The sequence below is a fragment of the Streptomyces sp. NPDC001816 genome (genome assembly GCF_042892235.1).
In the GTDB taxonomy this organism is placed as follows: domain Bacteria; phylum Actinomycetota; class Actinomycetes; order Streptomycetales; family Streptomycetaceae; genus Streptomyces.
On sequence record NZ_JBIATY010000023.1, the window covers coordinates 1 to 26,020 of the forward strand.

Sequence of the window (26,020 nt, forward strand, 5' to 3'; positions counted from 1 at the left end):
CGGGAAGAACTCGTACCACGAGCCGAACAGCGCCCGCTCCCGCTCCACGAGCAGCGGCATCGCGTCGGACGCGGTCACCAACTCCCGCAACGGATACCGGTCCAACACCGCGTCCACCTCGGGTGACAACGCGGCCTTCAGGCGGTGGTGCACGGACAGCGTGTCGTCGCCGAGAGCCCGCGCCGCGGCCAGGACCAGGTCCCGCTGCGGCCCCTTGGGCACTCCCGCGGCAGCCCGCTCGTAGAGATCGGCGCCCTCCTCCAGGACCAGGCCGGTGTCGATGCCTGCCGGGATCTTGACGGAGGCGGTGTGCCGCCAGGTCGCCAGCGGATGGCTCCACGCCTCCACGCGGAAGGTCCAGCGGCCGATGGCGTCCGGGGTGACCTCCGCGCCCCACAGGTCGCTGCCGGGGGACAGTTCGCGCATCGGGGTCCAGGGCCCACGGCGGCCCGTCGGATCGCGCAGGACGACATTGGCGCCGACGGCGTCGTGCCCCTCGCGGAACACGGTGGCCGTGACCTGGAACGTTTCCCCGGTCACCGCCTTCGCCGGGCGCTTGCCGCACTCCACGGCCGGCCGCACGTCACGTACCGGTACACGGCCGATGGCCGGGGTCCTGCGCATGGAACTCACCTCCGCCGTGCGCGAAGCCGGGCCTGAGGCCCGGCTTCTCGATCCGAGAAACGGTTCGGCTGCTGCCGCCCCGTGGGGATTGCCGAGTACGGTGCCACGTCAGGGGCTTGGTGCCGTGGAACGCCGCTCCGGTGGTGTCGGACGGGCCGCCCGTCCCGACTGCGGCCGTCCGTCCTGGTCGCGCAGATAGCCGGCCGGGCTGGAGTGCAGATAGCGCTCCGCCGCGTCCGCTGCCTCCCGGGCGCAGCGCTTTCCCATCAGCACGCACAAGGTGTAGCCCGAGTCCTCGAAAGTGGCCCGGACCGTGCGGTCGTGGGGCTTGGCGAGCATCACGCGCTCCCACGCCCGGTAACGCCGCAACTGCCGGGCCACTTCGGCCTTGGCGGGTAGCAGCATGACCCTCTTCACCTTCCACGCTCTCGACTGGGCGCGTTCCCGACGGTCGGGTGGTGTCCGCGCAGGGGAGGGCACGGCACCGTTACGGCGATCGAGGCTTTCACTCATGGTGCACGTACGACCACGCAACGTCCTGTTGGATCTTCAACCATCCGCCGTTCGGGAGGCTCGTGTTGCACGAATGGCGTAGTGACCCCACTGTGGAGGTGACTCAGAAGCGATCGGCGCTCACGCTCGGTGTCCGGGGCACTCCCGGACACCGGCACGGGGAGCGGGAGCTTCGCGGGTGAGGAGCAAGCGACAATGAAGACCGCAGTGCCCTGCTACTACCACCTGGACGTGGAAGTCAGCCCGGAACGGGTGGGACAGGTCAGCCGCATCCTGGCCGCCCATCTCCGCTACTGGGACCTCGAGAACCTCGTGGTTCCCGTCTGTCATGGTGCCGAACTGCTGCTGCGCGCGATCGACGAGCATGCCTCGGACAAGGACACGTCGATCGAGATGTGGTGGAACGGCCAGCATCTCATCACGGCCGTCGGCGGCGACGACCGCGACCTGCGCCCGGACCAGGACCTGCGGGCGTGCCTGGCGGACATCGCCGCCATGAGCGACGGCTGGGGCTGCTGTGCCCCGGACGGCGGCGCCAGGATCATCTGGTTCTCGCAGCGCGCCCGCGCCGGGGAACGGGTCCCGCTGGTTCCGACCGCTCCGGCGCCGAGCCTGAGCCAGGGGCTCCAGGTCCCCCGCGAACTCCCGGTGCTCGCCCTGGCCGCCCCGGCGACCGCCGTGGACGGCGTCCTGGAGGGCGCCCGGTGACGGCACGGAAGTCCCGGAAAGGGGTGCCCGTCTGGAGCGGGCACCCCTACCCGTTGGGTGCCGCCTTCGACGGGCAGGGCACCAACTTCGCACTGTTCAGCGAGGTCGCCGAGCGCGTCGAGCTGATCCTGGTCGACGACGCCGGTACCCAGCGCCCCGTCCCCCTGAGCGAGGTCGACGGGTTCGTCTGGCACGCCTACCTGCCCGGCGTCGGCCCGGGGCAGCGCTACGGCTACCGCGTGCACGGCCCCTGGCAGCCCGGCCTCGGCCACCGGTGCAACCCGGCGAAACTGCTGCTCGACCCGTACGCGCGGGCGGTGGACGGCCAGATCGACAACCACGCCTCGCTCTACGAGCGCGCGGCGGACGGCCCCTCCCCGGGTGACAGCGCCGGCCACTCGATGCTCGGCGTGGTCACCGACCCGTACTTCGACTGGGGCGACGACCGCCCGCCGCGGTACGCGTACGCCGACTCCGTCATCTACGAGGCCCACGTGCGGGGCCTGACCCGCACCCACCCGGACGTCCCCGAGCGGCTGCGCGGCACCTACGCGGGCCTCGCGCACCCCGCGGTCCTGGAGCATCTGACCTCGCTCGGCGTCACCGCGGTGGAGCTGATGCCGGTCCACCAGTTCGTGCAGGACGGCGTCCTGCAGGACCGGGGCCTCGCCAACTACTGGGGCTACAACACCATCGGCTTCTTCGCCCCGCACAACTCCTACGCCGCCTTCGGCAGCCTGGGCCAGCAGGTCAACGAGTTCAAGGCGATGGTGAAGGCGCTGCACGCGGCCGGCCTCGAAGTCATCCTCGACGTGGTCTACAACCACACCGCCGAGGGCAACGAGATGGGCCCCACCCTGTCCCTCCGGGGCATCGACAACGCCTCCTACTACCGCCTCGTCGACGGCGACTGGGGCCACTACTACGACACCACCGGCACCGGCAACAGCCTGCTGATGCGGCACCCCTACGTACTGCAGCTGATCATGGACTCACTGCGCTACTGGGTCACCGAGATGCACGTCGACGGCTTCCGCTTCGACCTGGCGGCCACGCTGGCCCGGCAGTTCCACGAGGTGGACCGGCTCTCGGCATTCTTCGACCTGATCCAGCAGGACCCGGTGATCAGCCGCGTCAAGCTCATCGCCGAACCCTGGGACGTGGGGGAGGGCGGCTACCAGGTGGGCAACTTCCCGCCGCTGTGGTCGGAGTGGAACGGCCGCTACCGGGACGCCGTACGGGACTTCTGGAGGGCTGAACCCGGCTCGCTCGGTGAGTTCGCCTCCCGGCTGACCGGCTCCTCCGACCTGTACCAGCACAGCCGGCGCCGGCCGCGGGCGAGCGTCAACTTCGTGACGGCACACGACGGTTTCACCCTCCGCGACCTCGTGTCGTACAACGACAAGCACAACGAGGCCAACGGCGAGGGCAACCGCGACGGCGAGAGCACGAACCGGTCCTGGAACTGCGGCGCCGAGGGCGACACCGACGACCCGGCCGTCCTCGAACTCCGTGCCCGCCAGCAGCGCAACCTCCTGGCGACCCTGCTGCTGTCCCAGGGCATACCGATGCTCAGCCACGGCGACGAACTCGGCCGCACCCAGCGCGGCAACAACAACGCCTACTGCCAGGACAACGAAGTCTCCTGGGTCGACTGGAAGTTGACGGACGAGCAGCACACCCTCACGGACTTCACCCGGTACGTCATCGACCTGCGCGCCCGGCATCCCGTGCTGCGCAGACGCCGCTTCTTCCGCGGCGAGACCGCGACCAACGCCGCGCAGCCGCTGCCCGACCTCATGTGGCTGCGGCCCGACGCCCGCGAGATGACCGCCCGGGACTGGCAGCGCGAGGACGCTCACTCGGTCGGCGTGTTCCTCAACGGCGACGCGATCGCCGAACGCGACCCCTACGGCCGCCGCGTCCTCGACGACTCCTTCCTGCTGCTCCTGAACGGCTACTGGGAGCCCGTCGTCTTCCGCCTCCCCGACGAGTCCTACGGCGAGCGCTGGACGACCCTGATCGACACCGCCGACCCGGACGGCATCCCCGACGAACGTGAACGCAAGGCAGGCACCCGACTCCGCGTGGAGTCCCGAAGCCTGATCGTGCTGTCGAGGCCGTCGCGCGGCGGGGGGAGGGGCCGACGGGGTTCGGCGCCGGTGAAGTGATGTTGGATGGCCGTATGGCGAAACGGCGCAGGAAGCAGAGGTCTCTCGGCGGCGTGCCCGAGAGCATCGTTGTGCTGGCGACACCGGACGGGTGGCGCCACAGCGTCCGCACGGCGGACGGCGGGATGCTCTGCGGACGCGTCGACGGGCTGCCGGCCGAGGCGGACGCCGAAGCGGCGCAGGCCGCTGCCGCCGAGTTGGTCAGGTTCCTCGCCGGGGACGCAGGCGTCGAAGTGACCTGGGGCCCCTCCCCCGATCAGGCCTCCTGGACCGGTCGGGTCGGGCCGGTCCGCTGAGGCTGCTCAGCGCGAGCGGCGGGACGTGACCGTGAACTGGGCGCCGTCCGGGTCCCGCAGGATCGCCTCGTCCTCCTGCTCGCTCAGCACGCTGCCGCCGTGCTTCTCGGCGGTCCGCGCGCAGCCCGCCACGTCGGCCACCGCGAAGTGGATCTGCCAGTGCGGCCGTACGGAGGGGTCGGGGGCCGACTCCGCCGCGCCCGAGTCGATGCGCGCCACCACGTCACCCCTGCTGCGCAGCACCACCTCGCCGCCCTCGTACTCGACCTCGCAGCAGCCCGGTTTGCCGGAGGCCCAGTCGAGGATCTCGCCGTAGAAGAGCGCGGAGTCGAAGGCGTTGCGGGTGTGCAGCCGGATGAAGGTGGGGGCGGCCCGCCGCCAGGCCTCCCAGTTGCCGACCAGCTCGCCCTCCCAGATCCCGAAGGTGGCCCCGTCCCGGTCCGCGAGCAGCGCCGCCCGCCCCGGCGGGAACGACAGGGGCCCCACGGCCGCCGTACCGCCCCGCTCCCGGGCCCGGGACACCGCCTCGTCCGCGTCCGGCACGGCGAAGTACGGGGTCCAGGCCACCGCCATCTGCCACATGGCGGCGACCGCGGCGATCCCGGCGACCGGCACACCGTCGGCCAGCGCGATCCGGAAGTGCTCGCCGAGCTTGGCGCCGCGCCACCGCCAGCCGAGCAGCGCCGAGTAGAACTCCTGGGTGGCCGCCAGGTCGCGGCTGGTCAGGCTCACCCAGCACGGGGCACCGAAGACGGAGTGCGTGGAGATGATGGCCTTCGTCCTCGGTCCACTGCTGGCAGGCGTGTCATGGTTCATTGCAGTCGCGTCCTGGTCTCGGGGCCCGGCGCCCACCGGTCTGGACCCAGTGTCCAACCGGAACCGGGTGCGGTGCCTGTCGAGTACCCCGGTGGCGGGGGGCCAGGCGGGTGAGCACGATGGAGGCATGGGAGAGACGGAGCCCGACCGGATCGCCGAGCTGCAGGCCGAAGTGGACCAGTTGAAGGAGGCCGTGGCCTCCCACGCTGTCATCGACCAGGCCATCGGGATGATGGTCGCCCTCGGCCGGGTGACACCCGACCAGGGGTGGGAGGTGCTGAAGGACGTCTCCCAGCACACCAACATCAAGCTGCGCAACATCGCGGAGCTGATCCTGATCTGGGGCCGCCGGGGCGACATCCCGCCCGCGATCCGTGCCGCGCTGGAGGACGCCCTGGACCGGCACGGGCCCGTCCAGATCCCCGGGACCGCCGAGGCCATTCCCGCCGGCACGGAGGAGAGCCCGGGCAGCGTGGACGACTGAGGGATCGGCCTGAGTCCGCGAGCTGCCGGGCGGGCCGCCGCCAGGTGCTCAGCCGGCCTCCGCGAGGTGCTCGGCCGGCGCCTCCGCGAGCAGCTCCTCCCGCAGTCGCTCGAAGCAGCCGCTGAGCAGCCGGGAGACGTGCATCTGCGAGATACCCAGCTGCTGGGCGATCCGGCTCTGCGTCATCCCGTCGAAGAACCGCAGGTAGAGGATGATGCGCTCACGCTCGGGCAGCGCCTGGAGACACGGCTTGACCGCGGCGCGGTCGACCACGAGGTCGAAGCCGGGGTCCGCCTCGCCGAGCGAGTCGCCGAGCGCGTACCCCTCCGTGCCGGACACCTCGGCGTCCAGCGACAGGGCCGAGAAGCACTCCAGGGCCTCCATGCCCGCGCGCACCTCGGCCTCGCTGAGCTTCGTGTGCGCGGCGATCTCGGCGACGGTGGGCGCCCGGCCGGGCGTGGTCTGCGCCAGTTCCTTGAGGGCGCCGCGGACCCGGTTGCGCAGATCCTGCACCCGGCGCGGCACATGGAGCGTCCACATGTGGTCGCGGAAGTGGCGCTTGATCTCACCGGTGACCGTCGGCACCGCGTACGCCTCGAAGGCACGGCCACGGGCCGGGTCGTAGTGGTCGACGGCCTTCACCAGGCCGAGGGCGGCCACCTGGTACAGGTCCTCCAGGGACTCCCCGCGGCCCCGGAACCGTACGGCGATCCGCTCGGCCATGGGCAGCCACAGCCGGACCAGCTCGTCCCGGAGCGCCTGGCGCTCGGGACCGTCCGGCAGCTGTGCGAGCCGCTCGAAGGACTCGGTCGTGTCGGGGGCGTCGTCATGGGGGTGAGGCTTCGTGCTGCCGGTGACAGGCATCGCACGCACTTCCCTCAGCAGTCGCTGGATCCGGGCGTGCCTCCTGTCCGAAGCACTGTTGTGCGGATTCCCGCTGATGGATAGCCCAAACAATTCGGTTGATATCGGGCGCGAGGTATCGCGAGGAATCCCCCCGGACCGCTCTTGGCCTCCTCTTGAAAGGCGATACCTCTGTAACAGAGATAATCTCCAGGAGTGGAATCCGATTTCCCCCAGGAGTTGGCCGACGCGCTCGTACGGATCCAGCGGCTGATCCGGCGCCGGCTGCGTGGCGGGCTGACCCTGCCGCGGCTGAGCGGTGCCGAGGTGGAGCTGCTGCGGCTGGTCCAGGGCCGGCCCGGCATCGGCATCTCGGAGGCTGCCCGGGCCCTGCACCTGGCGGGCAACTCCGTGTCGACCCTGGTCAATCACCTCGTCCGGGACGGCTATCTGATCCGGGAGACGGACCCCGCCGACCGGCGGGCCGCCCGCCTGCTGCTCACCGAGGCCGCCGAGCAGCGGCTCGGGGACTGGCAGCGCCGCCGGGCCGAACTGGTCGGCCGGCACGTGGCCCGGCTGGACGAGGCCGACCGGGAGGCCCTGCGCGCGGCCCTGCCGGCGCTGCGCAAGCTGGCCCTCACCCTGCACGAGGAAGCCGAGGAGACATGACGAGCGACACCCCCGCCCCGCCCGCCGAAGCCGTCACCTGCACCCGTCTCGCCTATGCCTTCGAGGACACCAGGGCGGTCGACGAACTCGACCTGGCCGTCCGCGAGGGCGAGGTGTTCGGACTGCTCGGGCCCAACGGCGCCGGAAAGACCTCCGTGATCCGCTGCATCACCACACTCCTCCCGGTGCCGGCCGGCATGGTCCGGGTCTTCGGGCACGACGTCGCCGAGGAGCGCATGGCGGTACGCCGCCTCCTCGGCTACGTCCCGCAGCAACTGTCCGCCGACAGCGGGCTCACCGGACGGGAGAACATCGCCCTGTTCGCCCGGGTCTTCGACGTGCCGCGCCGCGAGCGGGGCGAGCGCGTCGCCCAGGCCCTGGCCGCCGTCGGCCTCGCCGAGGCCGCCGACCGGCTCGCCGGCACCTACTCCGGCGGCATGGTCCGCCGCCTCGAACTCGCCCAGGCCCTGGTCAGCGCGCCCCGGCTGCTGATCCTGGACGAGCCCACCATCGGCCTGGACCCGATCGCCCGCACCGGCGTCTGGGAGCACATCAACGCCGTACGCGCCGCCACCGGCATGACCGTCCTGGTCACCACCCACTACATGGACGAGGCCGACCAGTACTGCGACCGGGTCGGCCTGATGCACCGCGGCCGCGTCCGCGCCCTGGGCACCCCGGCCGAGCTGCGCCGGGGACTCGCCGAACGCCGGGGCACGGACACCCTGCCCACGCTGGAGGACGTCTTCCGGGACGTCGCCGGCAGCGGCCTCGACTCCGCAGGAGGTTTCCGCGATGTCCGAAGCACCCGCCGCACCGCGCACCGCGTCGGCTGACCCCACCGCCGCCGGCACCGCCCTGCTGCTCACCCCGCCCCGGCCCCGCGCGGGCTGGCGGCTGCTGCCCGCCCGGGTCGCCGCGATGTGCGCCGTCGAACTGCAGAAGCTGCGCCACGACCGCACCGAGCTGTACACCCGCGCCGTCCAGCCCGCCCTGTGGCTGCTGATCTTCGGCCAGACCTTCACCCGGGTCCGCGCGATACCCACCGGCGGCATCCCCTACATCGACTACCTGGCGCCCGGCATCATCGCCCAGTCCGCGATGTTCATCGCCATCTTCTACGGCATCCAGATCATCTGGGAGCGGGACGCGGGCATCCTGAACAAGCTCCTCGTCACACCGACCCCACGCTCGGCACTGATCACCGGCAAGGCGTTCGCGGCCGGAGTGAAGTCGCTGATCCAGGCCGTCGTGGTCGTCCTCATCGCCGCCCTGCTCGGCGTGGCCCTCACCTGGAACCCGCTGAAGCTGCTCGGCGTCGCCGCGGCCGTGGTCCTCGCCTCCGCGTTCTTCTCGTGCCTCTCGATGACCATCGCGGGCATCGTCCTCAGCCGCGACCGGCTGATGGGCTTCGGGCAGGCGATCACGATGCCGCTGTTCTTCGGCTCCAACGCCCTGTACCCCGTCTCGGTGATGCCGGGCTGGCTCCAGGCCGTCAGCAAGGCCAACCCGCTCAGTTACCAGGTCGACGCTCTGCGTGGCCTGCTGCTGGGCACGCCCGCCCACCTCGCCACCGACTTCGGCGTCCTGGCGGTGGCCGCCGCCCTCGGCATCGCCGCGGCTTCCTCACTGCTCGGCCGGCTGGCCCGCTGATCTTGCCGCGGAGTGACATGCGGCACGCAGCCGCACCCCGCCCCAGGCACCCGTGACGGGATTCTTCCTGGGCAGCGCTTGATCACCGATCAAAGCGGGCGAACCCCCTGGCCACAGCGCATTCCGCTCATTTGACAGTGCGCTGAGCGCACAGATAGACAGCAGCTCTCTGAGGTCGAGAGGGGCACTGTGTACGAGCCGAACGTGGTCGGGGACTGGCACGAGTACGACGAGCATGCCGGTCTGCGGGTCCGCGTCCACCGCCTGGAGGCGGCCGAGCCGCCGCGCGGACGTGACGACGCCGCGGCCGGGCTGACGTACTTCAGTGTCCGGGTGACGGTGGAGAACCGCGGTGCGCAGCACTACGGCATCCATCTCGAGGACGGTCAGATGGACGTCCGGGTCGGCCCGGACGGGGAGGGCGCGTTCATCGACTGGCGCAACTCCCAGTTCATCGAGGGCTTCGACGTCTATCCGCTGCGCCGGGCCACCGCCGTGCTCTATGCGGCCGCCCCGGAGGCAGCCCTCGCCCACGTGGACGTGCAGGTCCAGCTGCGGGTGGACGAGGAGTGGGCCGACCGCCGGCTGTGGACGGGCGGCATCGGCATCCTGGAGGCGACCACGGCGGCCGCCCCCGCGGGCGCCGTACAGGGCGGCCTGGCCCACCAGGTCAGCGCCTTCCTGAAGGACCAGACGGTGAAGGACCAGACGGTGAAGGACCAGACGGAGCCCGGCACCGCCTGACCCGGTCAGTGCGGGATGCCGTCGATGATCTCCCGCGCCCCCTGCCGCAGCAGCGCCACCGCGACCGAGGTGCCGAGCGTGGCCGCGTCCAGCCGGCCCGCCCACTCGTGGGCGTTCAGCCGCGTCTTGCCGTCCGGGGTGAACACACAGGCCCGCAGGGATAGTTCACCGCCGCGGTCCACGTGTGCGTAGCCGGCGATAGGGCTGTTGCAGTGCCCCTGCAGCACATGCAGGAACATCCGCTCGGCCGTGGCCTCCCGGTGCGTGGCCGGGTCGCCGAGCCCACTGACCGCGTCGATCAGCTCGGTGTCGCCCTCCCGGCACTGCAGGGCGAGGATGCCCGCACCGATCGGCGGCATCATCGTCTCCGGGGACAGCACCTCGCTGATCACGTCCTGGCGGCCGATCCGCTCCAGACCGGACACCGCGAGCAGCAGCGCGTCCGCCTCACCGGCGGCCAGCTTCTCCAGCCGCCGGTTGGCGTTCCCGCGGAACGGCACGCACTCCAGGTGCGGGTGCGTGGCGGCCAGTTGGGCGACCCGGCGCACCGAGGAGGTGCCGATCCGGGTGCCGGCCGGCAGCTCGTCGAGGGTGAGCCCGCCCGGGTGCACCAGCGCGTCCCGGACGTCGTCCCGCTTCAGGAACGCGGCGAACACCGTGCCGGCGGGCAGCGGGCGGTCGGCGGGCACGTCCTTGACGCAGTGCACCGCGAGGTCCGCCTCCCCGGCCAGCAGGGCGGCGTCCACCTCCTTGGTGAACGCCCCCTTGCCCTCGACCTTGGACAGGTCGCCGAGCCACTTGTCACCCGTGGTCTTCACGGGTACGACCTCGGTGCGCACCCCTGGCTGCAGCACGCCCAACTCGGCGCGCACGCGCTCGACTTGGGCCAGAGCCATCGGTGAGTCGCGGGACACGATGCGGATCAGTTCCGGGACGGACATGGGGGACACGATAGACCCTCGGGCGCCCCTCCCCGTCATGTCCCCCACCAAGAATCAGGCGTTCGAGAGCAGGTCAGGCGTTCGGGTCGAAGGGGATCCCGGACGGCTCGGCCGAGGCCAGGTGGGAGGGGAAACTCGCGTCCTTCAGACCGAAGTGGGCGCTGCCGAAGTCGTAGGTGCTCAGCTTGTCGCGCAGGCCCGCCGGATAGCCGTTCCAGCCGACCAGCGGCGGGTACTGCCAGGTGTGCTTGTGGTTCTCCGGCGGCTCGTCGTTCGCGTTGGCCAGCCGGAAGCAGTGCGTGCTGATGCCGTCCTTGTGGTACACGACCTTCGGGTGGCCGCCCTCGAAGCGGACCTTGGAGGCCGGGTGCACGGTGAACGAGCCGTGGTTGGACGTCGACACGTACCGCACCTGCCCGTCCTGCACCCACACCACCACGTGCTCCCAGTCGTGCCGGTGCCCGCCGATGCTGGTGCCGGGGAGCGCCTGGTCCTTCTCGAAGTACAGGCCGTACAGGTAGGCGCACCAGCCGTTGTTGCACTTGTAGCGCGAGTAGCTGTTGGTGTTGTCCAGGTCGGAGGCGTCGTGGCAGCTGCCGTTGAGGGCGCCCGTCGGCTTGAGGCCGCCGTTGATGGTGCCGTCAGGCCCGATCGCGGGCGTCGGGTAGCAGCCGTCGGTGTCGTAGTCGAAGGCCGGCTGGTACATCAGCTCGGCGGGCTCGGCGTTCCTGGGCAGCGCGAGCGGCGGTGCGGCGAAGGCGACGGCCGGGAAGGCGACGACGAGTGCGGCGGCGCCGGCGAGCACGCCGAGCCATCTGCCGGGCCGGACACGGGAGGTGAGCGACGGCACGAGGGTCCTCCAACAGAGGTGGGGGGCAAGGGAGTTCAGCATCCCGGGCAAAGGCCGTGCTGCCAAGAGATCACACGCGTCCCATGAGTGAAGCCCCGCAGAACGCCTACTGCCCGCCCTCCGGGACGTCCGCCGCCGACTCCTCCGGGGTGAGGTCGGGGCGCAGCCGCAGCCACGACGGCTGGCGCAGCATTCCGGCCCGGGTCCGGGTGCTGTAGCTGACCTCGCCGACCAGCCGGGGCAGCACCCAGTGGGCGTCCGGGATCCGCGGTACCGGGTCGAAGGGGCACTCGGCGCTGGCGGCGGCCCGCAGCAGCTCCGCCAGCTCCGTCCGCTCCGCTTCGCTCCAGCCGGTGCCCACCCCGCCCACGTAACGCAGCCGGCCGCCCGCGCGCTGGCCGACCAGCAGCGCGCCGGGCAGCCCGGTCAGCCGCCCCTTGCCCGGCAGCCAGCCGCCGACGATCACGTCCTCGCTGCGCATGTTGCGGATCTTGATCCAGGCGCGGGAGCGCACCCCGGGCTCGTACACCGAGTCCAGCCGCTTGCACACCAGCCCTTCGAGACCGTGTTCCCGGGTCGCCCGGAGCGCCTGGGCGCCGTGCCCGGTCACCGCGGCCGGCGTCGACCAGTACGGCCCGGCCAGGCCCAGCTCCTCCAGCCGCGCCCGCCGCTCGGCGTAAGGGAGCCTGAGCAGCGGGCGCTCCAGATAGGGCACGTCGAACAGCACCAGGTGGACCGGCACCTGGGCGGCCCGGCGGGCCGCTCGCGCGGGGGAGTGGGCGAGACCCATCCGGCTCTGCAGCAGCTGGAAGTCCGCCCGCCCCTGCTCGTCCAGGGCCAGCACCTCGCCGTCCAGGACGGCGGCCGTGCTGCCCAGGGCGCGGCCGAGCGGCCGGAGTTCGGGGTAGGCGCCGGTGATCTCCTCACCGGACCGGGCGCGCAGCAGCACGCTGCCGTCGCCGGGCAGGTAGACCATCACCCGCTGACCGTCCTGCTTGGTCTCGTACGCCCACCGTTCGTCCTGGGCGGCGGGCGGCAGCCTGCCCGGGGTGGCGAGCATCGGCGCGATCAACGGCAGGGTCACGGCGGTCACGGCAGAAGGTGTCGACCGCACCCGGCGCCGTCACGCGCCTTTCGTCACCGGTTCCCCTGAACGGGCCCGTCCGGTCGCCTCGGTACCACCGGCGCCGACTGGCAGGCCGGCGCCACGAGTTGGGTACGGTCGCGTGCTTGGCCGTGGACCGCAGCGAGGTGAGCGGCCGTCAGAACTGCGGGAACATCCTCGCCGGAGTCGGCCCGTTCGCGGTCGAGCGGGGGCTCGTGGTCCCCGGTGACGGCGAGACCTCCGTCCGCATCCGCATGCTCAACACGGGGGAGCGGGCCGTCGCCGCCTTCCCCACCCCGGGCGGGCGCGTCGACTACACCGGTGACGCCGAGATCTCGGGCGTGCCCGGCACCGCGGCCCCCGTGGTGATCGAGTTCCCGGGCGGGGACCCCCCGCTGCTGCCGACCGGCCGCGTCCGCGACACCGTCGCCGGTACCGAGGTGACGTGCGTGGACAACGGGATGCCGACCGTGCTCATCCCGGCGACCGCGCTGAACGTCACCGGGTACGAGGAACCGAAGGACCTGGAGGAGGACCTGGCACTCGCCGAGCGCCTCCAGGAGATCCGGGTGGCGGCCGGGCGGCTGATGGGACTCGGGGACGTGGAGACCGCCACCGTCCCCAAGCTCACCCTGCTCGCCCCGCCCCGCAACGGCGGCGCGGTCACCACCCGCACCTTCATCCCCGTCCGCTGCCACACCTCCATCGGCGTCCTCGGCGCCCCGGGCGTGGCGGCCGGGCTGCGGCTGCCCGGCGGGGTGGGGGAGGGGATCGCCCGACCGCCCGAGCGCGGCGACCGTGTCCGCATCGAGCACCCCACCGGCTTCCTGGACGTCGAGACGGCCGTCGACCCGGCCGCCTCCCCGCCCACGGCGCGTCGTACCGCCGTCGTCCGCACGGCCCGAAAGATCATCGACGGCATCGTCTTCCCACGTGCCGCCGCCCCTGCACCCGGACAACCCCTTGGAGGCAACGATGGCTCCGCCGCTCGGTGACATCGCCCATATCGGCCACGTCGAGCTGTTCACCCCCGACCTGGACGCCAGTGTCGCCTTCTTCACCGACTACCTGGGGCTCACGGTCAACGGGGAGGACGGCGACACCGTCTACCTGCGCACATTCGACGACTACGAGCACCACAGCCTCGTCCTCACCGCCCGGGACCGGCCCGGCCTGGGCCGGCTCGCGCTGCGCACCTCCGGCGAGGAGGCCCTCCACCGCCGTATCAGGGCGATCGAGGCGGCAGGCGGCAAGGGGCGCTGGGCCGAGGACGAACCCGGCCTCGGCGCGCTGTACGTCACGACCGACCCGGACGGCCACGAACACGCCCTGTACTGGGAGAGCGAGCACTACCAGGCCCCCGACGAGCTGAAACCGGCGCTGAAGAACCAGCCGCAGGCCAAGCCCAACCGGGGCGTGGGGGTGCGGCGACTCGACCACGTCAACTTCCTCGCCGCCGACGTGCTCGCCGGCGCCGAGTTCCAGGAACACGTGCTCGGCGCCCGGCCCACCGAGCAGATCCGGCTCGACACCGGGCGCATCGCGGCCCGCTGGCTGACCTTCACGAACAAGTCGTACGACGTCGTGTACACGGAGGACTGGACCGGTTCGAGCGGCCGGCTGCACCACATCGCCTTCGCGACCGACACCCGTGAGGACATCCTGCGCGCCGCCGACCTCGCGATCGACACCGGCGTCTTCATCGAGACCGGCCCGCACAAGCACGCCATCCAGCAGACGTTCTTCCTCTACGTCTACGAGCCCGGCGGCAACCGCATCGAGCTGTGCAACCCGCTCACCCGACTCGTCCTGGCCCCGGACTGGCCGCTCATCACCTGGACCGAGGCCGAGCGGGCCAAGGGGCAGGCCTGGGGGCTGAAGACCATCGAGTCCTTCCACACCCACGGCACACCGCCGGTGGGCTGACCGCCGACGCCCGGAGCCGCCACGCCGATGCCTCATCGCAGCCGTAGATGAACATGTCGAGGCCGTCGAAGAGGACGGCGAGCCAGCACAGACCGACGACCAGCAGCGCGTGTCTGCTGCCGCGAGCGGAGGGGGCGGGGGAGGAGCACATCTTCGTTCGGCCGGACCCTGGCCGGTGTCGGCCTCGGCGGTCAGCTGCCCACTGCGATCAGCATGGTCTCCGACTACGCCAGGGGCGGCCGCGGCGCCCTGACCATCGGCCTGCTGATGACCGCCCACCACGCCGGCGGCATCCTGTCCGCCCACGTGGCCAAGTGGCTCGTGGAGCCCGTCGGCTGGCGCTCCGCGTTCTGGGTCTGTGTGCTCCCGCTGCTCATCGTCCCGGTGCTCGCCAAGGTGCTGCCCGAGTCGCTGAGGTTCCTGGTCGCCAAGGGCCGCACCGAACAGGCCCGCGCGCCGGCCGACCGCTACGACGTCGAACTGCCCGCCGCGGCCGACAGGAAGACTCCCGCCGACCGCTGGGACGCCCTGCTCGGCCTGTTCCGCGGTGGCGAGTGGCTCCAGACCCTGCTCTACTGGCTGGCCTCCTTCGGCGGACTCCTCCTCGTCTACGGCGGCGCCACCTGGCTGCCCACCCTGATGCGCGGCGAGGGCTACAACCTCGGCTCCGCGCTGACGTTCGTGGTCCTGTTCAACCTCGGCGGCATCGTCGGCGTGCTGCTGGCGGGTCGCGCCGCCGACAGCTTCGGTGCCCCGCGCATCTCCGCGGCCTGGTTCGCGCTCACCGCGGCCGGCGTCTTCCTGCTCAGCGTCCGCATGCCGCTGGGCGTGACCTTCCTGGTCGTCTTCCTCACCGGCGTGTTCCTCAACAGCGCCCAGACGATGATCTACGCGACCGTCTCCATCCGCTCCACCCCGGACAGCCGCGCCACCGCCGTCGGCTGGACCTCCGGCATGGGCCGCTTCGGCGCCGTCTTCGGCCCGTGGCTCGGCGGTCAGCTGCTCGCCGCGGGCAACGGCGACTGGGGCTTCACGGCCTTCGCCCTGGCCGGTGTGTCGTCGATGGTCTTCATCGGCCTCGCGGCCCTGCGTTCGGCCCGGGGGCCGCAGCGCAGCGGCGCGGAGCAGCAGCTCGTCGCCGCCCGGTGACCGGCACGGTGCCGCACCCGGATCCATGGTGCGGCACCGCCGTCGCCTCACTCGCCGGGCGGCTCCACGTCCAGACCCGTGCACGCCAGCTTCCCGCCCACCTCGGCGCAGGCCTCCACGCCCTTGGGTGAACGGACGGCGAGCATCGGGCTGGTGTCCCCGGCGGAGTCGTCTGCCGGATAGCTCGCCGACAGCACGTCCTGTCCGGCCCGCACCGACACCTCCCGCGCCATCGGCGTGCGCACCCGTACCTGCGACCACGCGGTGCCGCAGGCGGGGGAGTAGCGCAGCCGGACGTCGTAGTCGGTGTCGGACACCATGCTCGTGGTCTGCGCGTCCCGGGCGCACACCGACGCGTCGGGCAACTGGCCCTGACAGGACCGGGCGTGACAGCGGGGCGCGGTCAGGAGGGTCTGAGCGGCGGGAGCGGGGGAGCCCTGCCGGCCGGAGACGGTGACCGCGGCGGCCACCGCTGCGGCCGTGCCGAGCAGCGCGAGCGCCGACAGCGGAAGCCATCGGGGGCGGGACCGGCCCGCCTGCTCGGGCGGACTCGGTGCGGGGGGTTCCTCGGCCGCCTCCCACAGGGCCAGTACGGCTTCGGGATCGGCGCCGGCCAGTCGGCTCAGCGCCTCCACCGCGCCCCGCGGGGGGCGTTTGGTGCCGGTCAGATAGCGGTGCCAGGCCGACTTGCTGTACGGGGTGCGCGCGGCCAGTGCCGCCAGGCTCAGTCCCGTACCGTCCTTCAGTTCGCGCAGTCTCACCACCAGTGGCTCGTCCGGCGTGGTCGATCCTTGGGGATGCCGCATCGTGCGTCCCTCGACTCCCATTCCGCTATGGGCGCTTTCGCCCCTGTTGTCGGAATGGCTGCCCAGGAGATCGGGATCCGCAACACCTGCCGAGGTATGAGGACGGTGAGGCATATGCGCGCCGAAGGCCTGTTCGGGAGAAGGGAGTTCCCGAGCAGGCCTTCGGCGGTCAGGCGGTGCGTGCGTGAGCGGTCGTCAGCACCACGGGACGGCGGTGCGTCCGGTGCGGACGTAGCGGGCGGAGACATAGCCCCGGTGGTGCGGGAGGCGGTACCAGGTGTGGTTGCCGTACACCCAGGAGCCGTACCTCTTGCAGCTGAGCGTGAGCAGCCGGTGCGTGTGCCGGTGCCCGATCACGCGGTAGTTGGTGCCCGGGCCGGAGCGTACGTTCAGCCGGGCGCCGTGCGTGGAGACCCGGCCGAGGGCGGGCAGGCTGCGGCGGTACGACATGCCCTGCGCGACCGCCCGCGCCACTCCCGCGGCGACGAAGTGGTGCATGTGACGCGTGCGGTACCGACGGTGGTGGACGCGGCGGACGGTGCGCTTGGCGTGGTGGCCGCGGTGCTTGGTGTGGTGCGTGCGCTGCTGTGCGTGGTGCGTGGTGTGCCGGGCCGCGACGCTGGGCACCGGGCGCGGGGTGGTGGTCGCGTTCGCCGAGGCGGCCCCGGCCGCCGTGGGCAGGAACGCGAGCACCGCGACCGTGGCCAGTACCCCGCTCTTGAGAGTCCGTCGGATCATGGAAACCTCCGGCTGTCGTTCTTGTGACCACGAACCGTGATCACAACAGCCAGCGTTGCCGTGACGGGCCGACAGGATGCCGTTCCCGCATCCCCTGGGACGCCGGGGACGTTCCCGGGGACGAGCACCGCCCCGCGTCTCGGCCCATCCAGTCCTGTGCCGAGAGGTGTTCCGGCGTCCTGCGCGTCCCCGTGAACGTCCGGGCACGGGCGCTTCACTAACTTACTTAAGTTACGCAAATCATATGGTAAGCACGTAACCGTGCAGCAGCTGCAGCGGTCGGGGTACGTCACCCGGGTCCCCGACCCCGACGACCGCCGGGCCCAGCGGATCGAGCTGACCGACGCGGGCCGGGAGGCCGTCGCACGGGTCCGGGAGGCCGGGGCCCGCGGGATGCAGCTCGCCCTCTCCGACTGGCAGCCCGCGGAGCTGCGGCAGCTGGCCGGGCTGTTCCATCGCATGGTCGACGACTTCCTCGCCTACGCGGTGGACGACGAGTCCGGCCAGGAGGCCGACGCCCGCGCGACGACGGCGTGACGGCAGCGGCTCTGGCTGTTCCTTCCGGGGCGGCCGTCTCGGCCGTTCCTCCGAAGCAGTGGTCCCGGCCGTTCCTTCCGTAGCGACGGTCCCGGCAGTTCCTCCCGGAGCGGCAGTCCCGGTCGCTGCTCCCGAGGTAACCGCCCCATCTGTTCATCCCGAAGCTACGGCCCCAGTGTCTACCGTCGAGTAATATCCGGCGGCAGGACACCAGAGGAGGAACCGTGCCCCGGTCCGAACGCTCACCCCTGCTGCTGGCCGGTCTGCTGGCCTCGGTCGGGGTCGCCCACTTCGCCGTCCCGCGGCAGTTCGACGCCACGATTCCGAAGGTGCTGCCGGGCTCGCCCAGGGCCTGGACCTACGGCAGCGGGGTCGTGGAACTGGCACTGGCGGCAGGGCTGGCATCGCCCCGTACCCGCGCCGTCGCCGCGAAGGCGGCCGCCGCCTTCTTCGTCGGGGTGTTCCCCGCCAATGTGAAGATGGCCGTCGACTGGCGGCACCGGCCCGCGCCGCAGCGGAACGCGGCCCTGGCCCGGCTGCCCCTCCAGGTGCCCCTCGTACTGTGGGCCCGCAGTGTGGCAAGGAACGGAGAGGGACGGTCGTGAGCGAGCGCATTGAGGTCGGGGACAAGGTCGAGGACTTCGCCCTGCAGGACGAGACCGGCGCCACCCGGCGGCTCACCGAGCTGCTGGCCGAGGGCCCGGTGGTCCTCTTCTTCTATCCCGCCGCCCTGACGCCCGGCTGCACCGCCGAGGCCTGCCACTTCCGCGACCTCGCCGCGGAATTCGCCGCCGTCGGTGCCCGCCCGGTCGGAATCAGTGGCGACAGCGTCGAGCGGCAGCAGGAGTTCGCCGGCCGGCACACCCTCGGCATGCCGCTGCTCTCCGACGCCGACGGAGCGGTCCGCGAGCGGTTCGGGGTCAAGCGGGACTTCACGCTCGCGCCCACCAAGCGGGTCACCTTCGTCATCGCCGAGGACCGCTCGGTCCTGGAGATCGTCCGCAGCGAGCTGCGGATGAACACCCACGCCGACCGGGCTCTGTCCGCACTGCGCGCCCACAAGGGCTGAAGCGCGCCGCTGCCGCGCTTGATGCCCGGAGCAATCGGATCATCCTCGGGCATATGGAGCGTGTCGCGGCCGCGGCGATCATCGATGCCCAGGGCAGGGTGGCGGGGTGGAGCGAGGGCGCACGACTGCTCACGGGGCACACGGCGCAGGAGGTCGTCGGCAGGCCGGCGACCGACCTGCTCGCCGAGGACGTTCACGTTCCGTCCGACGCTCTCGCCACGCAGGCCGGGACCCTCGCCCTGCGACAAGGCCGTCATGCCCGAACACCCCACCGACGACGTCACCCTCCTCATGGTCCGCACCCGCGCCCTCGGCAGCGACCGCGTGGCCACCTGGGACGTACCGCCCGACCCGGCCCGGGTGGCCGGCTTCCAGCAGGCGGCCACCGAACGACTGGCCGCCCGGGGGCTGGAGGAGGCCGCGTTCGTCACCGAACCCGTCGTCAGCGAACTCGTCACCAACGCCATCCGCTACGGCGAACCGCCCATCAAACTGCGCCTGATCCGCGACCGCGCGCTCATCTGCGAGGTCTCCGACGACAGTTCCACCTCACCGCGCCTGCGGCGGGCGCACGCCTACGACGAGGGCGGCGCGGACTGCTGCTGGTCGCCCAGCTCACCCAGCGCCGGGGCAGCCGGCAGACGGGCAGCGGCAAGACCATCTGGGCGCAGCAGTCGCTGCCCGACGCCTGATCACTGGAACGGGCAGCCCGGGTTCGGCGCGTCCTCAGAGAACGGGGAGCCGTGCGGCAGCACGTAGAGCACATCGAGGACGAGCGGGGTGTCACCCAGGTTGCGGCCGAGGTGGACGTGGTCCGGGCCGGACGGCTCCTGGATCGTCGAGCCCTTCCGGTACACGCCGTCCGAGGCGCAGGTGGAGTCGAAGTGGCTGAGGGTGCCCTGCTTCACGAAGCCGTACAACGGGCCGTCGTGGTAGTGCCATCCGGTGCTCTGACCGGGCGGGACCGTGATCTCCCGCAGGGTGTAGTCGGTGTCGCCGATGGTGGTCTGGCTGATGATCCGGGCCGTCACCCCGGGCCCCGGCGGGGTCGCCCCCGCGGTGCCGCAGGTCAGGACGGTGGCGGCGGTCAACACGCCGGTGACGGCCAGGCGGAGTGCGGTGCGCATGCGGAGCCTCCATGGACGCGAGGGGGTACCGCCGTGAACATAGGCCCGGGGAGGGCGAGTCGGGGGCGGAACCCGGTAATCCGGATCTTCCTGAAACCGCCCCTCGCCCCTTCGCCCTGCGGCCGGCCCGGCGCCACCGCTTCGGCGAGCCCGACGACCACACCCTGGTCCACTGCTGCGGCCCCGAACCGCTCCTGCGAGTGCCCTGGTACGGTCCGCTCAGCCGGCCATGCCGTCCAGCTCCGCGGCCGCGTCCTGCGGGAGGACCAGAGCGGCCGCGGCGATGTTCTCGCGCAGGTGGTCCGGGGACGAGCCGGCCCGGCCGGGTCAGCCACCTGAGCCACCCACAGGTCGGCGACCTGGACCTGCACTCGAACAAACCCTCCGTGGACGGCACCGACGGACTCACCCTGGTCGTTTTCCCCACCGAACCCGACAGCCGCAGTGCCGAACTCCTCGACATCCTCGGCAACCTCACCGCACCCCACCCGGGCGCCCGGACCGAGCGCGTCGAGGAGCAGCAGACCGGCACCTGACTCGGTGCCCTCCTTCGCGCAAACGCCGGCAGCGCCTTCAGCCGACGTCCGGCAGTGTCTCGTGGAAGGCTTCGGCGTCGGCCTTTTGCTGCGCCAGCACGGTGTTGTACTCGCGGACCGCGGTCAGCCACCGCCACGGTCGGATCTCGTCCAGCGTGAGTCCCGGGCAGGCCAGTTGGTGGGGGATCCGGCAAGTCGCCCCGGGCGGTGGTTCGTCCAGGCCTCCGTTCCAGGCGGCGCCGTTGCCGTCCGTGTGCCAACGGTGCCCACCTGGTACGAGGTGGGCGGGCAGAGTGAGGCGGGGTTCGAGGAGGACGTGCTGCCCGGTGTAGGTGGCCCGCCGGTCGCAAGTGAGCCCGCACTGTGGGCAGATCGGCGGGTTCGGCGGTTCGGGTCCGGCGGCGCCGTCGTTGGCGGCTTGGGCGCGGTCGGCGGCTTCCCACGGCTGCGTTGTGCCGACGGGTGGCTGCCGGGATCCGTCCGGGCCCGGGCCTGGTAACGGAATGACGCTGTCATCACGGTCGGTGTCCCCCATATCCCTGAGCGTGCGGGCTCCCGTCCGGGCAGGGTAGGGCGCGAACCGGGCGCAACGGGTGCAGACCGGCGGGGCACGGCGGTGCCGGCCGCGGCTCCGGTGTTGCAGCTGCTGCTGGATCACGCACCGCGTGATGCTCGGCAAGATCCCGGCAACACGGGAGATCAGGGCGTCGGCCGCCACCCCAGCGCCGGGCCCAGTCTTGTCGCCATGTCGGTCAGGATCTGGACGTAGTCCTCGTGCTCGAAGGTGAACGGCAGGGCGAACGCCACCTCGTCGATCTCGCGGAACGCGGCGTGCGCGTGCAGCCGCTCGGCGAGTTCGTCGGAGGTGCCGACCAGGTCCGGGGCGAAGAGGAGTCGCGCCGGGCCCTGCGGGGAGGCCGTCCGGGGGAGGCGCTTGGCCGCGTACGCCTCGTACCTGGCCCGCTGCTCGGGGGTTGCCGAGTCGGTGGGGATCACCACCAGGCCCTGGGAGACGCGGGCCGCGTCCCCGTCGGGGTGGCTCGCACGGAAGGCGCGGATGTGGGACAGCTGGATCTGCGCGAAGTCCAGCGGTCCTTCCGGGGCCTCGGCCTTGACCACGCTGCTGGTCAGGAAGTTCATGCCGTGCTCGCCCGCCCAGCGGGCCGAGCCGAGGCTGCCGCCGCCGTACCAGAGGCGGCGGCCGAGGCCGGGGGAGTGAGGTTGGACCATGTCCGAGAACACCTCAATGCCCTCCACCCCGCTGAAGCCGCCGGCCGGTTTGCCGTGCACGAAGTCGAGGAGGCGCCGCACCCGCTCGTAGCCGAAGTCCTCGGCGTCCGCGGTGTCCGGGTACAGGGCCTCCTTGATCTGCTCGTAGTGCATCGGCGGGCCCACGCTGACGCCGGGGTTCAGCCGGCCGCCGGACAGGATGTCCACGGTCGCCAGGTCCTCGGCGAGGCGAAGCGGGTTCTCCCAGCCCAACGGGATCACCGCCGTGCCCAGCTCGATGCGCCGGGTGCGCTGTGAGGCCGCCGCCAGCATCGCGACCGGGGACGAGATGCCGTACTGCAGGTGCCGGTGGCGGACCCAGGCGCTGTCGAAGCCCAGCCGCTCGCCCAGCTCGATGATCTCGAGCGTGGCCTCGTGGCCCCGGCCCGGGTCGGCCGCGTCGAACAGACCGATGGTGAGGAAGCCCAGCTTGCGCAGCGGGCGGGCGGTGGACGGCACGGGCTCCTCCAGCGGTTGTACGTCGGCCCTGCCCCGGTTCTGGCGGTGTCTCCGTCCCGGTCCTGGCATCGGCCCTGCTCCGATTCTGGCAGGCGAGTGTGACAACCGTGTGATCAGTTCAGCGGGATGGTGACCTCGTCCTCGACCGGCGGATCGAGTTCCTGGGCGCGGTTGCCCGTCGCCGCGAAGCAGCGCAGCCGTACCGCCTCCGGGGTGACGTCCAGGCGCAGGAAGGACTTGAAGAACGGCGGGCTGTAGGTGGCCGAGCCGGGCGAGAACAGCTGGGTGTACAGCTTGCGCACGGGCAGCCGGAAGCGGGAGGTGCGGTCGGGGCGGCCGCCGGTGCCCAGCAGGCTCGCGACCAGGCGGGTGCGCCGGGTGACCCGGGTGTCCGGGCCGGGCGCCCGGCCCGGCTCGATGCCCAGCCGTTCGGCGATGACGGCCGTCGCCTCGGACTCGGTGAGCGTGAACAAGCGGCGCAGGCGCAGGCGGCGGCCGTACAGGCGGCTGTAGAAGGCCAGCGAGTCGCCGCGCAGCGGATAGCAGCGGAAGTCGCGTTCGGTGACACCCGCGACCGACACTCGCGCAATGGTGTGGGTGGCGTGCATGAACGCGCCGCCGCCGCCCGAGACCACGTACTGGATGGTCCGGCCGTCCACGTCGACCGGATAGCGCTGGTAGTTGTGGATGTCGCCGCCGATCGCGGCCACGTAGCGGTGCGCCGGGTCCCGGACGATGTCGTCGACCGTGCCGCCGCCCTCGATGGCACAGGGGTGGTGCTCGCCGTCCACGTACAGCGGCGAGCCGGTGATCAGGATCTTCGGCTTCGGCCCGCGGGACACCTCCCGCAGCCACGCGCCCTGTTCGGCGTCGATCGTGCCCAGCAGTCCGGTGTCGATGCCTACGATCCGCACCGGACCGGCGTCGATCGCCCAGTACGGCCCCGGCTGTACGGCCTGTTGCCCCGGCGCCGACCGCAACTTCCGTGCGTCGGCCAGGCGTTGCCCGTCACCCGCGCGCGGGCGGTGCCAGAGCAGGTTCTGCCACCAGGCGCCGGTGAGCGGGCGGGGCGTGGGCTCGGGGGCCGGCGGCGGGGCGTCGGCGCAGAAGACGCGCATGAACGCGCCGAGGTCCTCGTACCAGTCGTGGTTGCCCGGTATCGCGTATATGGGCGCCGGGTAGTCCTGGTACGGCTGGAAGAACTTGGTGCCGTAGTCGTCCGCGCTGCCGACGGGGTAGATGACATCGCTCGCGATCACCGCGAACTCCGAGTCCTGACCCGCCTTCAGAAAGCCCGGTACGACGGCGTACTGGGAGTCGTCGCCCTCTCCGGTGTCCCCGATGACCATGAAGGAGAACCGGTCCGGCACCTCCCGCCGGATCACCTTGTCGACGGGTGCCCCCGCCTCGGCCTGCCGGGCCACCAGGCGGCTGCGGGTACGGCCCGTCGGGTCGCCGAACCAGGACGCCAGCACGCCGTTGCGGGCGGCCCACAGGGTCCTCGGATTCAGCCACGACAGCTTCTCGACGTGGTCGGGCATCAGCCGCTGGTAGGCGCCGCGTTCGGCCGCGCCCCAGCCGGCGCCCTGTGCGGTATCGCGTGAGGAGTCAGACACGCGGTGCACGGTAACAACGTGCCGATCACGGCCCGCAGGGCGGGGCCTGACACGATGCGTCCCCGGACCCGCACCGAGCGTTCCCGGAGCCGCACCGACCGAGAGGCCCGTATGACCGGCGACGACACCCCCGCCCCCGACTTTCTCCTCGCGGAGTTCCGCCGGGCGGGGAGGGTGTGCGGCACACGGCCGACTGGACCGTCCTGAACCATCTGCTCACCGTCCTCGAATCGCCCGGCCTGCACGCTCCGGTCAGGGCCACCCTCCGGAACGCCCTGCGACGGCTCGCCGACATCCTGCGCGTGCAGGGCGGGGAACAGCGGCGTGAGGCGGCCAGGTCGATCGGTGCCTACCTGGCCGACCCACGCACGCTGAGGCTCGACCCGCTGCCCCGGGTGCCGCCCGGGGCGCCGAACTGAGGGTGTCTGATCAGCCCACAGTCCTGGTCGGTCCACAGTCCCGATCAGTCCACGGTCAGCGAGAACGGCCCGGCCAGCACCGAGTAGCCGTCATTGGCCAGGTAGTACACGTCGTACCTGCCGGCGCCGCCCAGCTTGCCGGTGGAGAAGGTGGCCGCGCCGCTCGCGTTGGGCGTGTAGGCCCAGGTCAGTGCGGACCGCTGGCCCGGGGTGACACCGGCCGGGTAGATGCCGATCCAGTTCTTCGTGCTGACCTGCGCGGCGGACGGAACCGAGTACCGGAAGGTGACGTTGCCGCCGTTCGCGACCGCGTTCAGGTCACCGGTGAGCGTCGGCGTCGTCGTGCTGGACGGTGCGAAGGCGGCGTTCAGCGGCGTCGCATAGGTGTCGTTGGCGGTCAGGCCGGGCAGGCCGAGGGCCGACTCGATGGTGCGGGCGATGCCGTAGTGGTCGTAGTGGGCCGGGCTGCTGGTGCCGGCCGGGACGGTGCCCTGCGAGCCGACGACCGTGGTGACGATGTGGTTGTAGGCCTCGCTGTTGCTCTCGTCCCAGGTCAGGACGAGCAGCGAGCGCTGCTGGGTCCAGGCGGGGGAGGACAGCACCGGGGCGAGGGTCTGCTTCAGCCAGCCGTCCTGCGTCTTCAGGCTGGTGGCGCTGCCGTTGCCGGAGGCCTCGCCGTCGTAGTAGTCGTCGGCGGCGATCCAGGAGAAGTTCGGCGTGGTCGCGGCCGACTGCAGGTCGGTGGTCAGCTGCGTGGTGTCGAACAGGTGGGCGGCGCAGCGCGACGCGTTGCCGCTGATGTCGGTGTAGTTGATGAACGGGGCGTCGTCGGGCTCGTAGTAACTGTCGTAGTTGTTCTTGGTGTTGCAGGGCGTGCCCATGCCCTGCTCGTAGGCCTTCCAGGTCTTCCCGGCGTCCTCCAGGGTGTCGCCCAGGTTGCGCTGGGGGGAGTTGATGTTGGGCCAGTACGTGGCGCCCTTGGCGTAGGTGTCACCGCCCGCGACGGCGAGGTAGTTCTCGTCGCTCGGGTGGTAGACCCCGTGGAAGTCGGTCAGGGTCGCGCCCTTGCTCATCAGGCTGTGCATGTAGGGCGTGTCGGCCGGGTCGTTCATGACCGCGGAGTAGTCGGTGTTCTCCATCATGACCATGAACACGTTGTCGTAGCCGGGCACTCGGGACACGGGCGGGGTGAGCGGCGCCGGCGCGGTGACCGGGGTGTTCAGGGTGAGGGAGAGGTTGTCGAGGTAGCCGGTCTCGTGCGAAGTCGACAGGAACTGCACCTCGACCTGGATCGACCGGGTCCCGGCGGGCACCGGGCCGGTGGTGCTGCGGGACAGGAACTTGGTGGCCAGGCCCCGGTCGGACGCGGAGACCGTCGGCAGCTTGGCCGTCGCACCCAGCGGGTGGCCGCTCGCGTCCTGGAAGTGCAGGCCGACGGCGACGTAACCACCGTAGACCGTCCAGCCGCCCAGCCAGCCGGAGAGGTTGTAGCTCACGCCGCCGCCGTCGATGGCCGTGGCCGCCGAGGAGACGTTCACGGTCTGCGACATCGAGCCGTCACCGAAGTTGCCGGGCCCGAAGAAGGCCTTGCCGGGGGCCTTGCCGTCGTCGGGCAGCCCGAAGGACCCGGCGGTGTGGCACATGACGTCCGGGCCGCCGGCCTGGGTGGTCCAGCCGGGCACCGTGGTGGCAGCGGACCAGTCGTCGGTGCAGTAACCACCGGCCTCCGCATCGCCGTTGACGATCAGATTGCCGCTGCTCCCGGCCGCGTGGGCCGGGGGAGCGGAGACGATCAGTGCGCCGAGGAGGGCCAGGAGCCCGCCGAGGGATCTCCAGCGCAGTCGCATGCGTGTACCTCGTCCCGTTCAAGAGGGTGTGGTGAGGGTGAGGGCCGTAGGGCCCGGCTGTGCACGATGAACGGGACATGGGTATCGGTCTGCGCTGTCGAACGG

The 26,020-nt window shown here is 71.8% G+C and carries 28 protein-coding genes and 4 pseudogenes; 18 read left to right on the forward strand and 14 right to left on the reverse strand.

The features are described 5' to 3' along the window. Both ACFYZZ_RS44535 and ACFYZZ_RS44540 read right to left on the reverse strand, forming a co-directional pair. Positions 1-624, reverse strand: a 624-nt coding sequence (locus ACFYZZ_RS44535) for a maltotransferase domain-containing protein (protein WP_389189645.1), incomplete at its 3' end; no start/stop codon positions are given. A 108-nt stretch (positions 625-732) separates the two neighbouring features. Beyond that, positions 733-1,029 (reverse strand): DUF5133 domain-containing protein, encoded by a 297-nt coding sequence (locus ACFYZZ_RS44540; protein WP_389189648.1) that lies wholly within the window; start codon positions 1,027-1,029, stop codon positions 733-735. Between the two features lie 303 nt (positions 1,030-1,332). Between ACFYZZ_RS44540 and ACFYZZ_RS44545 the strand changes: the two genes are divergently transcribed. From ACFYZZ_RS44545 to ACFYZZ_RS44555, 3 genes are read left to right on the forward strand one after another with little or no spacing between them, the layout of a single operon-like run. Continuing rightward, a complete protein-coding gene (locus ACFYZZ_RS44545; protein WP_389189651.1) occupies positions 1,333-1,845 on the forward strand; it encodes a pep a2 in 513 nt (170 codons plus the stop codon). Positions 1,846-1,868: 23 nt separating this feature from the next. Next, positions 1,869-4,016, forward strand: coding sequence for a glycogen debranching protein GlgX (gene glgX / locus ACFYZZ_RS44550; protein ID WP_389189834.1), 2,148 nt, complete (start codon positions 1,869-1,871; stop codon positions 4,014-4,016). Positions 4,017-4,069: 53 nt separating this feature from the next. Next, the gene (locus tag ACFYZZ_RS44555; protein ID WP_389189654.1) at positions 4,070-4,312 is read left to right on the forward strand and encodes a hypothetical protein; all 243 of its coding nucleotides are present in this window, start codon (positions 4,070-4,072) and stop codon (positions 4,310-4,312) included. A gap of 6 nt (positions 4,313-4,318) precedes the next feature. Here ACFYZZ_RS44555 and ACFYZZ_RS44560 read toward each other — a convergent pair whose 3' ends face one another. Continuing rightward, complete coding sequence (locus tag ACFYZZ_RS44560; protein ID WP_389189657.1) at positions 4,319-5,128, reverse strand: VOC family protein; 810 nt, start codon at positions 5,126-5,128, stop codon at positions 4,319-4,321. Between the two features lie 127 nt (positions 5,129-5,255). Between ACFYZZ_RS44560 and ACFYZZ_RS44565 the strand changes: the two genes are divergently transcribed. Beyond that, complete coding sequence (locus tag ACFYZZ_RS44565; protein ID WP_389189660.1) at positions 5,256-5,612, forward strand: ANTAR domain-containing protein; 357 nt, start codon at positions 5,256-5,258, stop codon at positions 5,610-5,612. A gap of 48 nt (positions 5,613-5,660) precedes the next feature. Here ACFYZZ_RS44565 and ACFYZZ_RS44570 read toward each other — a convergent pair whose 3' ends face one another. Next, complete coding sequence (locus ACFYZZ_RS44570) at positions 5,661-6,476, reverse strand: RNA polymerase sigma factor SigF (protein ID WP_389189663.1); 816 nt, start codon at positions 6,474-6,476, stop codon at positions 5,661-5,663. A gap of 195 nt (positions 6,477-6,671) precedes the next feature. On the opposite strand from ACFYZZ_RS44570, the gene ACFYZZ_RS44575 reads away from it, so the two are divergent. The 4 genes from ACFYZZ_RS44575 to ACFYZZ_RS44590 all read left to right on the forward strand — a co-directional run bounded on the left by ACFYZZ_RS44575 (position 6,672) and on the right by ACFYZZ_RS44590 (position 9,521). Then, positions 6,672-7,124 (forward strand): MarR family winged helix-turn-helix transcriptional regulator, encoded by a 453-nt coding sequence (locus ACFYZZ_RS44575; protein WP_389189666.1) that lies wholly within the window; start codon positions 6,672-6,674, stop codon positions 7,122-7,124. Next, positions 7,121-7,960: an ABC transporter ATP-binding protein gene (locus tag ACFYZZ_RS44580; RefSeq protein WP_389189670.1), complete on the forward strand. Its 840-nt coding sequence runs from the start codon at positions 7,121-7,123 to the stop codon at positions 7,958-7,960. Before ACFYZZ_RS44575 ends, ACFYZZ_RS44580 begins: the two co-directional genes overlap by 4 nt. After that, on the forward strand, positions 7,920-8,777 hold the full coding sequence (locus tag ACFYZZ_RS44585) for an ABC transporter permease (RefSeq protein WP_389189673.1): 858 nt from the start codon (positions 7,920-7,922) through the stop codon (positions 8,775-8,777). Before ACFYZZ_RS44580 ends, ACFYZZ_RS44585 begins: the two co-directional genes overlap by 41 nt. A 189-nt stretch (positions 8,778-8,966) precedes the next feature. After that, positions 8,967-9,521 carry a hypothetical protein gene (locus tag ACFYZZ_RS44590; RefSeq protein WP_389189676.1) on the forward strand — a complete coding sequence of 185 codons (555 nt, stop codon included), beginning with the start codon at positions 8,967-8,969 and terminating at the stop codon, positions 9,519-9,521. 5 nt (positions 9,522-9,526) lie between these two features. Here ACFYZZ_RS44590 and hemC read toward each other — a convergent pair whose 3' ends face one another. The 3 genes from hemC to ligD all read right to left on the reverse strand — a co-directional run bounded on the left by hemC (position 9,527) and on the right by ligD (position 12,396). After that, on the reverse strand, positions 9,527-10,462 hold the full coding sequence (gene hemC, locus ACFYZZ_RS44595) for a hydroxymethylbilane synthase (RefSeq protein ID WP_389189679.1): 936 nt from the start codon (positions 10,460-10,462) through the stop codon (positions 9,527-9,529). A gap of 73 nt (positions 10,463-10,535) precedes the next feature. Continuing rightward, positions 10,536-11,312 carry an NPP1 family protein gene (locus tag ACFYZZ_RS44600; RefSeq protein WP_389189682.1) on the reverse strand — a complete coding sequence of 259 codons (777 nt, stop codon included), beginning with the start codon at positions 11,310-11,312 and terminating at the stop codon, positions 10,536-10,538. A 106-nt stretch (positions 11,313-11,418) separates the two neighbouring features. Further along, complete coding sequence (ligD, locus tag ACFYZZ_RS44605; protein WP_389189836.1) at positions 11,419-12,396, reverse strand: non-homologous end-joining DNA ligase; 978 nt, start codon at positions 12,394-12,396, stop codon at positions 11,419-11,421. A 146-nt stretch (positions 12,397-12,542) separates the two neighbouring features. Between ligD and ACFYZZ_RS44610 the strand changes: the two genes are divergently transcribed. The 3 genes and pseudogenes from ACFYZZ_RS44610 to ACFYZZ_RS44620 all read left to right on the forward strand — a co-directional run. Beyond that, entirely contained in the window at positions 12,543-13,412 is an 870-nt protein-coding gene (locus ACFYZZ_RS44610) for a PrpF domain-containing protein (RefSeq protein WP_389189685.1), read from the forward strand. After that, on the forward strand, positions 13,393-14,343 hold the full coding sequence (locus ACFYZZ_RS44615) for a VOC family protein (RefSeq protein ID WP_389189688.1): 951 nt from the start codon (positions 13,393-13,395) through the stop codon (positions 14,341-14,343). Before ACFYZZ_RS44610 ends, ACFYZZ_RS44615 begins: the two co-directional genes overlap by 20 nt. A gap of 159 nt (positions 14,344-14,502) precedes the next feature. Beyond that, positions 14,503-15,492 (forward strand): annotated as a pseudogene (locus tag ACFYZZ_RS44620) (MFS transporter); the annotation flags it as partial. Between the two features lie 47 nt (positions 15,493-15,539). On the opposite strand, the gene ACFYZZ_RS44625 reads toward ACFYZZ_RS44620, so the two are convergent. Both ACFYZZ_RS44625 and ACFYZZ_RS44630 read right to left on the reverse strand, forming a co-directional pair. Further along, the gene (locus ACFYZZ_RS44625) at positions 15,540-16,298 is read right to left on the reverse strand and encodes an XRE family transcriptional regulator (RefSeq protein ID WP_389189691.1); all 759 of its coding nucleotides are present in this window, start codon (positions 16,296-16,298) and stop codon (positions 15,540-15,542) included. A gap of 195 nt (positions 16,299-16,493) precedes the next feature. Then, positions 16,494-17,036 carry a hypothetical protein gene (locus ACFYZZ_RS44630; protein ID WP_389189695.1) on the reverse strand — a complete coding sequence of 181 codons (543 nt, stop codon included), beginning with the start codon at positions 17,034-17,036 and terminating at the stop codon, positions 16,494-16,496. A 258-nt stretch (positions 17,037-17,294) separates the two neighbouring features. Between ACFYZZ_RS44630 and ACFYZZ_RS44635 the strand changes: the two are divergent. From ACFYZZ_RS44635 to ACFYZZ_RS44655, 5 genes and pseudogenes are all read left to right on the forward strand, one after another. After that, positions 17,295-17,573, forward strand: a pseudogene (locus ACFYZZ_RS44635) (MarR family winged helix-turn-helix transcriptional regulator); the annotation flags it as partial. A 224-nt stretch (positions 17,574-17,797) separates the two neighbouring features. Next, on the forward strand, positions 17,798-18,178 hold the full coding sequence (locus ACFYZZ_RS44640; protein ID WP_386578829.1) for a hypothetical protein: 381 nt from the start codon (positions 17,798-17,800) through the stop codon (positions 18,176-18,178). Further along, positions 18,175-18,642, forward strand: coding sequence for a peroxiredoxin (locus ACFYZZ_RS44645; RefSeq protein ID WP_389189698.1), 468 nt, complete (start codon positions 18,175-18,177; stop codon positions 18,640-18,642). Before ACFYZZ_RS44640 ends, ACFYZZ_RS44645 begins: the two co-directional genes overlap by 4 nt. Positions 18,643-18,695: 53 nt before the next feature. Then, positions 18,696-18,830: pseudogene (locus ACFYZZ_RS44650) on the forward strand (PAS domain-containing protein); the annotation flags it as partial. A gap of 52 nt (positions 18,831-18,882) precedes the next feature. After that, positions 18,883-19,334, forward strand: a pseudogene (locus ACFYZZ_RS44655) (ATP-binding protein); the annotation flags it as partial. Here the strand turns inward: ACFYZZ_RS44655 and ACFYZZ_RS44660 are convergent. Further along, positions 19,335-19,769: a cupin domain-containing protein gene (locus tag ACFYZZ_RS44660; protein WP_389189701.1), complete on the reverse strand. Its 435-nt coding sequence runs from the start codon at positions 19,767-19,769 to the stop codon at positions 19,335-19,337. A 386-nt stretch (positions 19,770-20,155) separates the two neighbouring features. Here ACFYZZ_RS44660 and ACFYZZ_RS44665 point away from each other — a divergent pair, with 386 nt between their 5' ends. Further along, positions 20,156-20,305 (forward strand): hypothetical protein, encoded by a 150-nt coding sequence (locus ACFYZZ_RS44665; RefSeq protein WP_389189704.1) that lies wholly within the window; start codon positions 20,156-20,158, stop codon positions 20,303-20,305. Positions 20,306-20,342: 37 nt separating this feature from the next. Here ACFYZZ_RS44665 and ACFYZZ_RS44670 read toward each other — a convergent pair whose 3' ends face one another. The 3 genes from ACFYZZ_RS44670 to ACFYZZ_RS44680 form a co-directional block, all read right to left on the reverse strand. After that, complete coding sequence (locus ACFYZZ_RS44670; protein ID WP_389189707.1) at positions 20,343-20,840, reverse strand: DUF6083 domain-containing protein; 498 nt, start codon at positions 20,838-20,840, stop codon at positions 20,343-20,345. 164 nt (positions 20,841-21,004) lie between these two features. Further along, positions 21,005-22,033 (reverse strand): LLM class flavin-dependent oxidoreductase, encoded by a 1,029-nt coding sequence (locus ACFYZZ_RS44675; protein WP_389189710.1) that lies wholly within the window; start codon positions 22,031-22,033, stop codon positions 21,005-21,007. 113 nt (positions 22,034-22,146) lie between these two features. Then, entirely contained in the window at positions 22,147-23,649 is a 1,503-nt protein-coding gene (locus ACFYZZ_RS44680; protein ID WP_389189713.1) for a metallophosphoesterase family protein, read from the reverse strand. Positions 23,650-23,825: 176 nt separating this feature from the next. Between ACFYZZ_RS44680 and ACFYZZ_RS44685 the strand changes: the two genes are divergently transcribed. Then, a complete protein-coding gene (locus tag ACFYZZ_RS44685; protein ID WP_389189716.1) occupies positions 23,826-24,068 on the forward strand; it encodes a hypothetical protein in 243 nt (80 codons plus the stop codon). 44 nt (positions 24,069-24,112) lie between these two features. Here the strand turns inward: ACFYZZ_RS44685 and ACFYZZ_RS44690 are convergent, their stop codons facing one another. Continuing rightward, positions 24,113-25,915: an alkaline phosphatase family protein gene (locus ACFYZZ_RS44690; protein WP_389189719.1), complete on the reverse strand. Its 1,803-nt coding sequence runs from the start codon at positions 25,913-25,915 to the stop codon at positions 24,113-24,115. Positions 25,916-26,020: the final 105 nt, after the last annotated feature.